Source organism: Bradyrhizobium sp. WSM4873 (assembly GCF_055811355.1).
Genome location: NZ_JBVVPS010000012.1, coordinates 1 through 14,035, shown reverse-complemented (window position 1 = coordinate 14,035; position 14,035 = coordinate 1). Strand labels below are relative to the sequence as shown.

General features: G+C 63.6%; 13 protein-coding genes. 10 read left to right on the top strand and 3 right to left on the bottom strand.

The window, feature by feature from the left end; all coding sequences use genetic code 11:
• Positions 1–7: 7 nt before the first annotated feature.
• Entirely contained in the window at positions 8–1,180 is a 1,173-nt protein-coding gene (locus tag AC0L21_RS17570) for a M20 aminoacylase family protein (RefSeq protein WP_473263073.1), read from the bottom strand.
• A 201-nt stretch (positions 1,181–1,381) separates the two neighbouring features.
• Here AC0L21_RS17570 and AC0L21_RS17565 point away from each other — a divergent pair, with 201 nt between their 5' ends.
• From AC0L21_RS17565 to AC0L21_RS17535, 7 genes are all read left to right on the top strand, one after another.
• Positions 1,382–3,001, top strand: coding sequence for a GMC family oxidoreductase (locus AC0L21_RS17565; RefSeq protein ID WP_473263072.1), 1,620 nt, complete (start codon positions 1,382–1,384; stop codon positions 2,999–3,001).
• A 186-nt stretch (positions 3,002–3,187) separates the two neighbouring features.
• Entirely contained in the window at positions 3,188–4,132 is a 945-nt protein-coding gene (locus tag AC0L21_RS17560) for a metallophosphoesterase family protein (RefSeq protein WP_473263071.1), read from the top strand.
• 23 nt (positions 4,133–4,155) lie between these two features.
• Positions 4,156–4,491, top strand: coding sequence for a cupredoxin domain-containing protein (locus AC0L21_RS17555; protein ID WP_473263070.1), 336 nt, complete (start codon positions 4,156–4,158; stop codon positions 4,489–4,491).
• 157 nt (positions 4,492–4,648) lie between these two features.
• Complete coding sequence (locus tag AC0L21_RS17550) at positions 4,649–5,197, top strand: sigma-70 family RNA polymerase sigma factor (RefSeq protein WP_473263069.1); 549 nt, start codon at positions 4,649–4,651, stop codon at positions 5,195–5,197.
• Complete coding sequence (locus tag AC0L21_RS17545) at positions 5,194–5,973, top strand: anti-sigma factor family protein (protein WP_473263068.1); 780 nt, start codon at positions 5,194–5,196, stop codon at positions 5,971–5,973. The genes AC0L21_RS17550 and AC0L21_RS17545 overlap by 4 nt, the downstream gene beginning before the upstream one ends.
• Positions 5,974–6,031: 58 nt before the next feature.
• The gene (locus AC0L21_RS17540) at positions 6,032–6,313 is read left to right on the top strand and encodes a type II toxin-antitoxin system RelE/ParE family toxin (protein ID WP_473263067.1); all 282 of its coding nucleotides are present in this window, start codon (positions 6,032–6,034) and stop codon (positions 6,311–6,313) included.
• A gap of 11 nt (positions 6,314–6,324) precedes the next feature.
• Complete coding sequence (locus tag AC0L21_RS17535; protein WP_473263065.1) at positions 6,325–6,630, top strand: HigA family addiction module antitoxin; 306 nt, start codon at positions 6,325–6,327, stop codon at positions 6,628–6,630.
• Between the two features lie 9 nt (positions 6,631–6,639).
• On the opposite strand, the gene hpnO is transcribed toward AC0L21_RS17535, so the two are convergent.
• Positions 6,640–8,031: an aminobacteriohopanetriol synthase HpnO gene (gene hpnO / locus AC0L21_RS17530; RefSeq protein WP_473263064.1), complete on the bottom strand. Its 1,392-nt coding sequence runs from the start codon at positions 8,029–8,031 to the stop codon at positions 6,640–6,642.
• A gap of 141 nt (positions 8,032–8,172) precedes the next feature.
• On the opposite strand from hpnO, the gene AC0L21_RS17525 reads away from it, so the two are divergent.
• Positions 8,173–8,805 carry a DUF2147 domain-containing protein gene (locus AC0L21_RS17525; protein WP_473263063.1) on the top strand — a complete coding sequence of 211 codons (633 nt, stop codon included), beginning with the start codon at positions 8,173–8,175 and terminating at the stop codon, positions 8,803–8,805.
• Here AC0L21_RS17525 and hpnN read toward each other — a convergent pair.
• Positions 8,773–11,361, bottom strand: coding sequence for a hopanoid transporter HpnN (gene hpnN, locus AC0L21_RS17520; protein ID WP_473263062.1), 2,589 nt, complete (start codon positions 11,359–11,361; stop codon positions 8,773–8,775). The genes AC0L21_RS17525 and hpnN overlap by 33 nt on opposite strands.
• Before the next feature lie 461 nt (positions 11,362–11,822).
• On the opposite strand from hpnN, the gene ispH reads away from it, so the two are divergent.
• Entirely contained in the window at positions 11,823–12,749 is a 927-nt protein-coding gene (gene ispH / locus AC0L21_RS17515; RefSeq protein WP_473263061.1) for a 4-hydroxy-3-methylbut-2-enyl diphosphate reductase, read from the top strand.
• A gap of 36 nt (positions 12,750–12,785) precedes the next feature.
• The gene (gene hpnH, locus AC0L21_RS17510) at positions 12,786–13,946 is read left to right on the top strand and encodes an adenosyl-hopene transferase HpnH (protein WP_007593619.1); all 1,161 of its coding nucleotides are present in this window, start codon (positions 12,786–12,788) and stop codon (positions 13,944–13,946) included.
• Positions 13,947–14,035: the final 89 nt, after the last annotated feature.

Below are 14,035 nucleotides of genomic sequence, written 5' to 3'. Positions count from 1 at the left end.
CCCGCGCTTACGACGCCGCGAGTTGGCCCTCCACCAGTTTGACCCAGTACGAGGTGCCGTAAACGATCGCCTCGTCGTCGAAATTGTAGGCGGGGTGATGCAGGCCGGCGCTGTCGCCGTTGCCGCAGAAGATGAAGGCGCCGGGACGCGCTTCCAGCATATAGGCGAAATCCTCGCCGCCCATCAGCGGCGGCATCTCGAGCACATTGGCCTCGCCCGCGACCTGCCCGGCGATGCGACGCGCGATCTCGGTCTCCGCGGCGTGGTTGTTCACCACGGGATAATTCCGCTGGTAGCGCAGGTCGATCTTGGCGCCGGTGATCTGCGCCACGCCCGCCACGACCTCGTGCACGCGCTTCTCGACCAGCTTGCGCACCTCCGGCGACAGCGTGCGGATGGTGCCCCTCAGCGTTGCCGTTTGCGGAATCACGTTGCGGGCATTGCCCGCGTGGAATTCGCAGATCGAGATCACGGCCGATTCCAGCGGATCGACGCTGCGCGCGACGATGGACTGTAGCGCCGTGATCACCTGCGCGCCAACCAGAACGGAATCGACGCATTTGTGCGGCCGCGCGGCATGGCCGCCGAGGCCTTCGATCATGATATCGACCTCGTCGGTCGCCGCCATGATTGGACCCGGCCGGATCGCGAACGAGCCGACCGGGATGCCGGGACCGTTGTGCATGCCATAGACCTGCTCGATGCCGAAGCGCTCCATCATTCCATCCTTGACCATGGCCGCTCCACCTGCGCCGCCCTCCTCGGCGGGCTGGAAGATCACCACCGCATCGCCGGCAAAGTTGCGGGTCTCGGCGAGATAACGCGCAGCACCGAGCAGCATCGCGGTGTGGCCGTCGTGGCCGCAGGCGTGCATCTTGCCCGGGATCTTCGAGGCGTACGGCAGGTTGGTCTGCTCCTCGACCGGCAGCGCATCCATATCGGCGCGCAGGCCGATGGTCTTCAGGCCCTCGCCGGCCGCCTTGCTGCCCTTGATCACGCCGACCACGCCGGTCTGGCCGATGCCCGTCACGACCTCATCGCAGCCGAATTCGCGCAGGCGGTCCGCGACGAATGCTGCGGTGCGGTGGACGTCGTAGAGCAACTCCGGATGCTGGTGGATGTCCCGGCGCCAGGCCTGAATATCGGGTTGAAGGTCGGCGACGCGGTTCACGATGGGCATGGAGGGTCTCAAGTTTTGTTGAAAATGCAGGCCTGTCTACCATGCAAGCACCAGTCCACCCAACTGGCGGAGGGTCTGGGGTAGGTCTGTCCTCTCGTCATGGCCGGGCTTGTCCCGGCCATCCACGTCTGACTATTAGAACGGAAAGCGCGTGGATGGCCGGGACAAGCCCGGCCATGACTCCTGTTGGATGGAAGCATAATGCCAAGGCGGCTCGAAGGTGAGTTTGACTATATTGTCGTTGGGGCAGGCACGGCGGGCTGCATCCTCGCCAACCGGCTGTCTGCCGATTCCAGCAATCGCGTCCTCGTCCTCGAAGCCGGCGGCGACGACAACTGGATCTGGTTCCACATTCCCGTCGGCTATCTCTTCGCCATCGGCAATCCGCGCTCGGACTGGATGTTCAGGACCGAGGCCGAGCCCGGGCTGAACGGCCGTTCGCTCGCCTATCCCCGTGGCAAGGTGATCGGCGGCTCTTCGGCGATCAACGCCATGATCTCGATGCGTGGACAGGCCGCCGATTACGATCACTGGCGCCAGCTCGGGATGACCGGCTGGGGTTATGACGACGTGCTGCCGCTGTTCAAACGGCTCGAGGATCATTTCCTCGGTGCGAGCGAGCATCATGGCGCCGGCGGCGGCTGGCGCATCGAGGCGCCGCGGCTGGCGTGGGACATCCTCGATGCCGTGGGCGATGCAGCCGAGGAGATGGGCATCATGCGCATCCCGGATTTCAATACCGGCGACAACGAAGGCACCAGCTATTTCCACGTCAATCAGAAGCGCGGCCGGCGCTGGTCGTCGGCGCGCGGCTTCCTTAAGCCGGTACTGAACCGCCCGAACCTGCGGCTCGAAAAGCATGTGCTGGTCGACCGCCTGATCATCGAGCAGGGCCGCGCCGTCGGTGTGCGCTTCATCCAGAATGGCGAAATCATCGAGGCGCGCGCGAAGCGCGAGGTGATCCTCTCGGCAGGCGCGATCGGCTCGGTGCAGGTGCTGCATCGCTCGGGCATCGGACCCGCCGACTGGCTGTCACCGCTCGGCATCGACATCGTGATGGACAAGCCCGGGGTCGGCCGCAATCTGCAGGATCATCTCCAGCAGCGCGCGATCTACAAGGTCGAGGGCGTGCGCACACTGAACGAGACCTACTACAATCTGGTTCGGCGCGGCCTGATGGGCCTCGACTACGCCTTCCGCCGCCGCGGGCCGCTGACGATGGCGCCGTCGCAGCTCGGCATCTTCACCCGCTCCGATGCGACCCGCGCGCGCGCTAACATCCAGTTCCACGTGCAGCCGCTGTCGCTCGACAAATTCGGCGATCCCCTGCACCGCTTCCCCGCGATCACGGTGAGCGCCTGCAATCTCCAGCCGACCTCGCGCGGTACCGTACGTCTGCGTTCGGCGACGCCGGACGAGAAGCCCATCATCGCGCCGAATTACCTTTCAACCGATGACGACCGCCAGGTCGGCGCCGATGCCATCCGCACCACGCGCCGCCTGATGCAGCAGAAGGCGCTGGCAAAATACCGCCCGAGCGAATATTTGCCCGGCCCCGCCGTCGGCGACGACGATGCCTCACTCGCCAAGGCTGCCGGCGACATCGGCACCACCATCTTCCATCCCGTCGGGACCGCGAAGATGGGCGCGGTGAGCGATCCCATGGCGGTGGTCGACGAACGCCTGCGCTTCTACGGTCTCGGCGGCCTTCGCATTGTCGATGCCTCGATCATGCCGACCATCACGTCGGGCAACACCAACACGCCCACCGCGATGATCGCCGAGAAAGGCGCGACGATGATTTTGGAGGATGCGAAGTGAATGCGTAGCCCCGATGGGGCGTAGCGAATCCGGGAGAGGACGCTCGATTTGGCCCGCATTCCGGTACGCTCCATACGGGCTACGCGTCCAACCACCTCACGAAAACGTCATCGCGTCCGGGAATAAGTCCCCTCCTCCCCCAATCACCTCCCCGAAGCCCAATTCCGGGCGAAGTGGAGCTGCGCGATGAGCGGACACGATCACGGCGAGGACGGCTTAAGCCGCCGCAAGGTGTTGGAATGCATGACCTGGGCCGGCACCGGGGTGCTCTGGACCATCACGGGTGGCGTGCCGCGCTCGCTCGGCATCATCGATTCCGCGCAAGCTGCGACCGCGGTCGCGCCCGGAATGACCTTCCTCCAGATCAGCGACAGCCATGTCGGCTTCGACAAGCCGGCCAATCCCAACGCGCTCGGCACGCTGGAGGAAGCCGTCAACAAGATCAACGCGATGCCGGTCAAGCCGTCGTTCATGATCCACACTGGCGACATCACCCATCTGTCCAAGGCCGCCGAGTTCGACAATGCCGACCGCATCATCTCGCAGAGCAAGCTCGACGTGCACTACGTGCCCGGCGAGCATGACTTCCTCGACGAGGACGTGAAGTTCTATCGCGAGCGCTACGGCCGCGGCACCAAGGGCGCAGGCTGGTATTCGTTCGACGCCGGCGGAGTGCACTTCATCGGCCTCGTCAATGTCGTCGACCTCAAGGCCGGAGGCCTCGGCAATCTCGGCGCCGAGCAGCTGGCCTGGCTCGAGGACGACCTGCGCGGCAAGTCGAAATCGACGCCGATCGTGCTGTTCGCCCACATCCCGCTCTGGACCGTTTATCCCGAGTGGGGCTGGGGCACTGAGGACGGCGCCCGCGCGCTGGACCAGGTGAAGGGCTTTGGCTCGGTCACCGTGCTGAACGGCCACATCCACCAGGTGATGCAGAAGGTCGAGGGTAACGTCACCTTCCATACCGCGCGCTCGACCGCCTTCCCGCAGCCGGCACCGGGAGCTGCCCCCTCGCCCGGACCGATGAAGGTCGAGGACGCAAAGCTCCGCGCTATGCTCGGTGTGGCTAGCATCAACTTCAAGCAGAACGAGCAGCGGCTCGCGATCATCGACACGCCGCTCCAGGGTTGATGCAGGACTAACGGAAGCTGACAATGAATACATTCAATCGCCGCGACCTCGGTGTCGCCTTCGGTCTCGCTTTGGCCGCGGCCATGCTGCTACCCGCCACAACCGCCCATGCCGACGACATGGAGGTGCATATCGACAATTTCGTCTTCCAGCCGGCCGAGCTCAGGATCAAGGTCGGGACGACCGTGACCTGGACCAACCGGGACGACATCCCCCACACCGTGGTGTCGGCCGGCAAGTTCAGGTCCAAGACCCTGGACACTGACGACAAGTTCTCGTTCACCTTTACCAATGCGGGTGACTACAAATATTTTTGTTCTCTGCACCCGCACATGACGGGGATGATCAAGGTTGAGTAACATCTCGAACCAAGGCATCAACGTCTTGCCCGGCCGGTGGTCCCACGCCGGCCGGGCTCATGTGCCTTCGGCCACACACGGAGACAAGACGAACAGGGACGAGACGAACAGCGACGACACGAAGCAACGAGCAGAACAAGAGGCAAAGCGAGGAGCGATGCCTGCCAACGACGATTTGCAGAAGGCGCAACGCTTCCGCGAGGCGGCTCTGCCCCATCTCGACGACGTCTACACGCTCGCGCGCTATCTGTTGCGTGACGCCTCCGATGCCGAGGACGCGGTACAGGAGTGCTATCTGCGCGCGCTGAAGCATTTCGACAGCTATCGCGGGCCCGCGATGAAGCCCTGGCTGTTGGCGATCCTGCGTAACGTCTGCAATGCCGAATATGCACGCCGCGCGCACAGGCACAGCGCGATCGAGGATACGCCCGGCGCTGCCGAGCAGACGCCGATCTGGCAGGAGGCCGAGGCCAGTCCCGAAACCGAAGTGCTGCGCAGCCGCGATGCGGGCGCGATCCGCAAGCTGATCGACGCGCTCGCCGAGCCGTTCAAGGAAACATTCGTGCTGCGGGAGATCAACAACCTGTCCTATCGTGAAATCGCCGAGGCGGTCGGTGCCCCCGTCGGCACTGTGATGTCCCGCCTCGCCCGCGCCCGCGCCATGCTGCGCGCGGCCTGGACGGCGGATGAGGAGCAAGCAAGATGACCTGCGACGAAGCAAGAATGCTGCTTCACGCGCTGCTCGACAACGAGCTTGATGCCGGCCATGCGCGCGAGGTCGAAACTCATATCGCCAGCTGCCCGACCTGCGCTGCGGAGCTTTCGGCCCAACGCGACATGCAGCGCGTGCTCGCGGACGCCGACTTGCGCTACACCGCACCGGCGAGCCTGCGTGCGCGTATCGAGGCTTCGCTGCCGCAGCCGCAGCCGCAGCCGCAGCGTCAACAGCCGAGCCGCCGCTCCGTGCTGCGCGGCTTTGCGATGGGCTCGGCAGTCTCCGCGCTCGCCGCCTCCGGCGTTGTCGCATTGGTGCTGCGCCAGGACGACCAGCAGCGCATCCTGTCGGAGGTCGTCTCCGCGCATCTGCGCTCGCTCCAGGCCGGCCACCTCATCGACGTGGTGTCGACCGACCAGCACACGGTGAAGCCGTGGTTCAACGGCAAGCTCGACGTCGCCCCGCCCGTCATCGACCTCACCGCACAAGGTTTTACGCTGGTCGGCGGCAGGCTCGATTATATCGACGCCCGTGCCATCGGTGCGGTCGTCTACAAGCGCCGGCAGCACGTGGTCAATCTGTTCGTGTCGCAGACATCGAACGCGGAATACCGGCCGCCCAAGACCGAAACCATACAAGGCTTCAACTGCCGGCGCTGGGGCAATCGCGGCCTGAACTTCTGGGCCGTCAGCGATCTCGGCGCAGACGAGCTCGCCGAGTTCGTCGACAAGTTCGAGGCGGCGATGAAGGCGAATGTGGAGGGGTAGCGGCCTCGTTGATACGCGGGACCTTGAACCGTGTATCAGATAGTGATACATTGTCTGAGTGATCAAGACCTTCAGGGATAAGACGACTGAGGCGGTCTTTGACGGCGAAAGCCCTAAAGGCTTTCCGGCTGATCTGGTGAAGGTTGCGCGTCGGAAATTGCGCTATCTGCACGCAGCCAGCGAACTCAGCGACTTAAGGGCGCCGCCCGGCAACCGTCTTGAGGCCCCCGCGGGCGATCGCAAGGGACAGCACTCGATCAGGATCAACGATCAGTTCCGAGTGTGCTTCGTCTGGACAGCGCAGGGCGCCGCCGAGGTCGAGATTGTGGACTATCACTAGGAGACGTGAGGATGGCCAAAAAATTAAAGCCCATGCATCCTGGTGAGGTTCTTCGGGAGGAATTTCTGGTTCCGCTAGACATGTCGGCTGGCGCGCTCGCCAAGACATGCGGCCTTCCCCGCACGCGAATCGAGCGAATCGCGAGCGAGCAGACTGGGGTCACCGCCGACACAGCACTTCGACTCGCCAAAGCCCTCGGTACGACCGCCGAGCTATGGCTCAATCTCCAGAACGATTACGATATCCAGATTGCCAAACGCGATCTCGGCAAGGCGCTCGACCGCATCGAGACTGTAAACAAGCCCAAGGCGGCCTGAGGGATCAGGTTACGCCGACCGCCTTACCGCGTTGTCCACCAGCGTCTTGCCGAGCGACCAGATCGCGCCGGGGACCTTGTGGCTGCCGGCGATGACGTCGTCGAAGGCGCGCTCGATCCAGCCGCAATCTTCCTCGGTGATGGTGAGCGGCGGCAGAAGCTTGATGGTGTGGCTGCCATGGCCGGCGACTTGCGTGAGGATCTTGTGGTCCTTGAACAGCGGCACGGTGATGAGCTGGCAGAACAGGCCCTTGTTGGCTGCCTCCAGCACGTTCCATGACGCCCGCAGCCGCAGCGATTTCGGCGGGCCGAACTCGACGCCGATCATCAGGCCCTTGCCGCGGACTTCCTTCAACAGCTCGTAGCCGGGCACCATGCGCGTGAGCGCGAGGCGCAGCTCGGCACCGCGCTTGGCGGCGGACTCGATCAGCTTCTCGGACTCCATGACGTCGAGCGTGGCGATGCCCGCGGCCATCGCCAGGTCGTTCTTGGAGAAAGTCGAGCCGTGCACGACCGCACGGTCCATCTGGTTGAAGATCTTGTCGAAGATGCTCTTGCGCGTCAGCACCGCGCCGACCGGCACATGGCCGCCGGACAGCGACTTCGAGAGCAGCACCATGTCGGGCTCGACGTTCCAGTGCTCGACCGCGAGGAAGCGGCCGGTGCGGCCCATGCCGGTCTGGATCTCGTCGGCGACGAACAGCGTGCCGTATTTCTTGCAGAGCGCAGCTGCACCCGGCAGGAACTCGTCGCTGGGCATGTTGACGCCCTTGCCTTGGATCGGCTCGACGACGAAGGCCGCCACCTCGCGCGAGGCCAGCGCCTTTTCGAGCGCGGCGAGATCGTTGAACGGGACCGAGGTGCAGCCCGGCAGCAACGGCTCGAAGCCGGTGCGGAAGTTCGAATCACCGGTCAGCGACAGCGCGCCATAGGTCAGGCCGTGATAGCCGTGGGCACAATAGACGATCCCCGGACGGCCGGTGGCGCCGCGGGCGAACTTGATCGCCGCTTCGACGCATTCGGCGCCGGAATTGGCGAAGAACGCCTTGTCGAGATAGGGGACGTACTTCAAAAGCCGCTCGGCAAGCACGCCGGCAAGCACCGAGACGTCAAACTGGACGAGGTTGGGCAGGTCGGCATCGAGCACGCTCTTGAGCGCCTCGCGCATGACCGGATGATTGCGCCCGATCGCAAACACGCCAAAACCGGACAAGAGGTCGAGATAGCGCGCCCCGTCGCGGTCGTAGAGGTACTGTCCCTGCCCCTTCTGGAAGCCGACATCGTAGCCGATGGTCTTCAGAACCCGAACGAACTGCTCGTTCAGATGCCGATTATGCAGGGCGCTGCGCTGGGCCTGGCGGTCCGCGAACAGCTGAGACATGTCTGGATTTGGGCTGTGCATCCGCTACATACTTCGGTTGAGGGCCGTCTCGTCAACTGAAAACGGAACGTCGCTGAAAACGGTCTGTGCGGCCTTTTGCCCTTTTTCGGACCATCTTCGCAAGCAGAGCTTTAGACCATGTTGCACTGCCAAGGAACTATCATGCGTTTAGCCCTTTACACCGGACTAATACTGGCTGGCGGTTACACCTGCCTGACCCCCGCGCTCGCCGCCGATCCCACCGGCGACTGGCGGGTTGCCGATGGCGTCGCCAACATTCGTGTCGCCCAATGCAATGGCAGCATGTGGGGTGCGGTTTCCTGGGAAAAACAGCCCGGCGGCCGCGACGAGAACAATCCGGACGCGTCGAAAAAGACCCGGCCCACGCTCGGCATGGCGACCCTGATCGACATGAAGAAGAAGCCCGGCGCCGATCAGTGGGAAGGTCAGGTCTACAACGCCAAGGACGGCCAGCTCTACAGCGCGACCATCACGCCGGTTGGCACCGACCAGCTCGAGATCAAGGGCTGCGTGATGGGATTCCTGTGCGGTGGCGAGACCTGGACCCGGGTCAGCCCCCCGATTCCCTTGAGCTCCGCCAACGCGATGGCCAAGGGCGCGCCGAAGTCCACCGGCGCGGCGCCGAAAGCCCCGGCGACGACGGGCGCTACAGCGGCGCAGCCTGCGCCCGCAGCCCCGAAGGCCGCCGGCACTGCCAAACCCGGTCAGAAGGGCGCCGCCGACCAGGTCGGCGACATCTGCCTACTCCCTGAGATTGCGGGGTTTGCCCATTAGGGCGGGCTGAAACAGCAGCACGGCGGCGAGCGTCGTCACCAGCGACAGCGCGAGCAGCTTGCCCATGCTGGACGTGCCAGGATGGCTCGACAGCCAAAGGCTGCCGAACGCGGTCGCCGTTGTCAGCGCGCTGAAAAAGATCGCACGCGTCAGGCTGGTCTGGAGCAGGTTTGTCCTGCCCGAGCGCCAGGCCACGACATAGTAGATCTTGAAGGCCACGCCGACGCCGAGCAGCAGCGGAAACGCGACGATATTGGCGAAGTTGAGCGGCAAGCCGATCAGCACGCAGATCTCGAGCGTCACCGCGCCCGCCACCAGCAGCGGCACCAGCGTCATCAGCACGTCGACGAACCGGCGCAACGTGATCCACAGCAACAGGCCGATCACCAGCAGCGCATAGATCCCGGCATGGATGAACGCCTTCACCACGGTGTCGCCGGACTTCAGGATCGAGACCGGACCGCCGATCGCGGTCGGCTCGGCAACGAGCACCGCCGCCGCAAATTTGCGCAGCGTGTCGTTATCGTTGGGATCGCCCTTCGGCAACGCCTCGACCCGGATGATGCCGTCCTTGCTCTTCCAGGCGCTGACGAGATCTGCCGGCAATGACTTCAGCGTGACCGGCTCGGCCTGCATCGCGTTCCGGAGCTGGTCGAACACGATCTTCATCGGCGCGATGAACACGTCCTGCGCCTTGTTCCGCGTGGCTTCATCGCCATTGGCGAGCTTTTCCAGCGCGTCCGCGAGCCGACGCGAGGCGACCGCACCCGGGCCCTTCGCATCGCCTGCGGTCCGGCGCAGATTGTCGACCGAGGATTTCAGCGCATCGACGTTTTCCTTGTCCGATGGCGCGGCGTCGATCTGGTCGGGATTGAGCGCGGGATTCAGCACCTTGGCGCCCTGCGCGATCAGCTTCAGCTTCGGCGGCTGGTCTTCGGGAACGAAGCTGTTGAGCGACATCACGCGCAGCACCTCCGGCACCTTCTCCAGCTTCGCCTCCACCTGCTTCGCCTGCTCTTCCGACGTGGTCATCACGTTGATGGCATTGGCGCCGGTGTTGGGATCCTTGCGCAAATCGAGGAAGGTCGCGATCGACTCCGCCTTCGGGTTGCGCAGGTTCATCGGGTTGAAGTCGAACTTCATGAAATAGAGCAGCGGCAGCCCGGCGACCGCCAGAAACATCGTGCCGCCGACGACGAGCACGCGGTGCTTCTCCAGGAAGTAATCGAGCGGCGCCAGGAAGGCATAGCCGACCGGCTCCTTCTCACCGGGCGGGTTCAACAGCTTCAGCATCGCCGGCAGCACCGTGATGCTGGTGACGAACGCGACCAGCATGCCGACTCCGGCGATCTGGCCGAGTTCGGCGATCCCCTTGTAGTCGGTGGGGATGAAGCAGAGGAAGCCGGCTGCGGTCGCCATTGCCGCCAGCGACAACGGAATTGCCGAGCGCTTGGCGGCCAGGATCAGCGCACCCGAGAGATCGTTGTGCTTGTAGCGCTCGGAGCGATAGCGGACGCTGTACTGAATGCCGAAATCGACGCCGAGGCCGACGAACAGCACGGCGAACGCGATCGACAACAAATTGAGCGAGCCCACCATCATCAGGCCGGCGGCGGTTGTCAGCGCAAGACCCACGAAGAGATTGACGAACACCGCGAAGATGATCTTCGCCGAATGCAGCGCCAGCCACAGGATGAGCAGCACGACGAGCACCGTCCCGATGCCGTTGACGACAGCGCCTTCCTGGACGGTTGCATATTCCTCATTGGCGATCGGGACCGGTCCGGTCAGCCGGACCCGCGCCTGATATTTGGTGGCAAAATCCAGATCGGCTGCGGCCTTGCGGATCGCGTCGGTTGCCCCCTTGCCGGGCTCGAGCGCGTTGTAATCGAGGACTGGCTTGAATTCGATGAAGGCGCGCTTGTCCGAATCCGTCAGCGGCTCGTCACTGACGAGCTCGCGCCAGGAGAAGGTCGCGTTGCCCTTGTTGAGCACGGTCTCGACCGTTTGCGCGATCTGGTTGAAGGGCCGCTCGGTGTTGTCGAGCTTGACCTGCCCGCGCTTGACGCCGGCAAGTCCGGTCTCGAGCGCGCCGGTGAGGCCTCGGATCGAGGGATCGCCTGCCATGATCTCGATGAGGGGCGCGGCGGATTCGAACTGGCTGGTGACCTTGGCGACTTCCTCGGTCGGCAGGAACAACAGGCCATTCTTCTCGAAGAACTCGCCGGTGCCGAGCTGCTGCATCGACTGGAACTCGGTCTTGTTGTCCTTCAGCTTGGCATAGAGTGCGTCCGACGCCGCGGTCGCCATCTCCGGCGTCTTGGCTTCGACCACCGCCGTAATCGTCGCATCGCGGTCGAAGGCGCGATCGAACTGCTGGTCGCGTTGGCGCCAGTCCAGATTTTGGGCAATCAGCGAATTGATATCGGTGTTGATGGCGAAATGCTGGGACGTGTAATAGCCCGCCCCCACCGCCAGCAGGAGCCCGAGAACGACGACGAGGGAGGCAAACCGGGTGCAGGCCCTGACGATGGCAACGACGACGCTTTGCAGCACTACTTTTCTTTCTGCGGTTAACAGCTTGCCGGAAACGCCCGCTATGTAACGGAGTTCCCAGCCGAAACCTATTGCTGTTTTGAGTGGTTATCGCCGTCAGAAGGTTCGAGGTAAACGGCGGAAGACCATGGCAAAATCATGCGGGACGGTCGGTATAGCCGGGGAGTTGAGGCGGGAAAGTGACGAAGGGGCAAACATCGATGCCACCGTTTTCCTGACCAATCACCCTCTACTATAATACCGCAAAAGTGATCCAGTGGGGAACCAAAGTTCATTCTACCTTTCCTTGCTGCCGATTTTTTGACACAAAGTACTGCGCCTCCATGCACCGGGGCCCCGACAGCGGTGGGCAGCTACCGCGTGCGCGAAGCCGTGGTGCGGATATTGCAACTCATTGGTTCGTATCGGGGTGTCCCCTGAACTTGAGAGCGGATTGGTGCAACTTGCGTGATGGACGTCCAATGGAAGTTTATCTGGCGCAACCGCGCGGCTTTTGCGCGGGGGTGGTGCGTGCGATCGAGATCGTGGAACGGGCGCTGGAGAAGTACGGCCCGCCCGTCTACGTGCGCCATGAGATCGTGCACAACAAGTACGTCGTCGAGAGCCTGAAAAACAAGGGCGCGATCTTCGTCGAGGAACTGTCGGAGGTGCCGCCGAAGGCTGTGACGGTCTTTAGCGCTCATGGCGTCGCCCGCAGCGTCGAGGAGGAAGCGGCCGCGCGCGACCTTCCGGTGCTCAATGCCACCTGCCCCCTGGTCACGAAAGTTCACAATCAGGGGAAGCGCTACATCGCCAGAGGCCGCACTCTGATCCTGATCGGCCATGCCGGCCACCCCGAGGTCGAGGGTACCATGGGCCAGGTTCCCGCCCCCGTATTGCTGGTCCAAAGCGTTGAAGAGGTTAAGGCCCTTGAGCTGCCGGCGGATACGCCAGTGGCCTATATCACCCAGACCACCCTGTCGGTGGATGACACCAAGGACATCATTTCGGCCCTGCAGGCCCGCTTTACAGATATTCAAGGCCCGGATATCCGGGATATCTGCTATGCGACACAGAACCGCCAATCTGCGGTAAGGGACTTGAGCAAGCTGGTCGACGTGATCTTGGTGGTGGGCGCTGCCAATAGCTCGAATTCGAACCGGCTCCGCGAGATCGGCACTGAGGCCGGTGTCGCGAGTTATCTGATCGCCGACGGCAGAGCGCTCAATCCCGAGTGGTTGAAAGATGCCAGAACCGTCGGTGTGACGGCTGGCGCTTCGGCGCCCGAGGTACTCGTGGATGACGTGATCGAAGCAATGCGGCGGATCGGACCGGTCAAGGTCTCGGTGCTCCCCGGCCGCGAGGAAAACATCGAATTCCGGCTTCCGGCCCAACTGGCTGCGAGCTGACCCCACCCGAATTTCAAGCCCAGAAAGAAACTTGTAATGGCTATCCCCTTCTTCAAGGAAATGCGTATCGGCGGCTATTTGATCAAGCAGAAGCTGCTTGGCCGCAAGCGCTATCCGCTCGTGCTGATGCTGGAGCCGCTGTTCCGCTGCAACCTCGCCTGCGTCGGCTGCGGCAAGATCGATTATCCGGACGCGATCCTCAACCGCCGCATGACCGCACAGGAGTGCTGGGACGCGGCCGACGAGTGCGGCGCGCCGATGGTCGCCATTCCCGGCGGCGAGCCGCTGATCCACAAGGAGATCGGCGAGATCGTGCGCGGCCTCGTGGCGCGCAAGAAGTTCGTCTCGCTCTGCACCAACGCGTTGTTGCTCGAGAAGAAGCTCGATCTGTTCGAGCCCTCGCCCTATCTGTTCTTCTCCGTGCATCTCGATGGCCTGAAGGAGCATCACGACAAGGCAGTGTCACAGAAGGGCGTGTTCGACCGCGCCGTCTCCGCGATCAAGGCAGCCAAGGCCCGCGGCTTCACCGTCAACGTCAACGCCACCATCTTCGACGGCCACCCGGCCGAGGAGATCGCCAAGTTCTTGGACCTCACCGTCGAGCTCGGCGTCGGCGTCTCGATGTCGCCCGGCTACGCCTATGAGCGCGCGCCGGACCAGGAGCACTTCCTCAACCGCACCAAGACCAAGAAGCTGTTCCGCGACGTCTTTGCGATGGGCAAGGGCAAGAAGTGGAATTTCATGCATTCCGGCCTGTTCCTCGACTTCCTCGCCGGCAACCAGGAATACGAATGCACGCCCTGGGGCATGCCCGCGCGCAACATCTTCGGCTGGCAGAAGCCCTGCTATCTGCTCGGTGAAGGCTATGCGAAGACCTTCAAGGAGCTGATGGACACCACCGACTGGGAGACCTACGGCACCGGCAAGTACGAGAAGTGCGCCGACTGCATGGCCCATTGCGGCTACGAGCCGACGGCGGCGACCGCAGCCATCAACAACCCGCTGAAGGCGATGTGGGTGTCGCTGCGCGGCATCAGGACCACGGGTCCGATGGCGCCGGAGATCGACATGAGCAAGCAGCGTCCGGCGCAGTACATCTTCTCGGCGGAAGTGCAGAAGCGCCTGTCGGAGATCCGCAAGGACGAGGCCGCCGCCGCGCAGGAGAAGGCGGCGCGGAAGGCTTCGACCGCCGCCTAATCGCGATGCCCTGTAGATGGGGTAACGGGTCGGCCTCCGCGGCCAAGCCGCGCTAGCTACGGCGCTATGTGATGCGCGCGTCGCGCGGC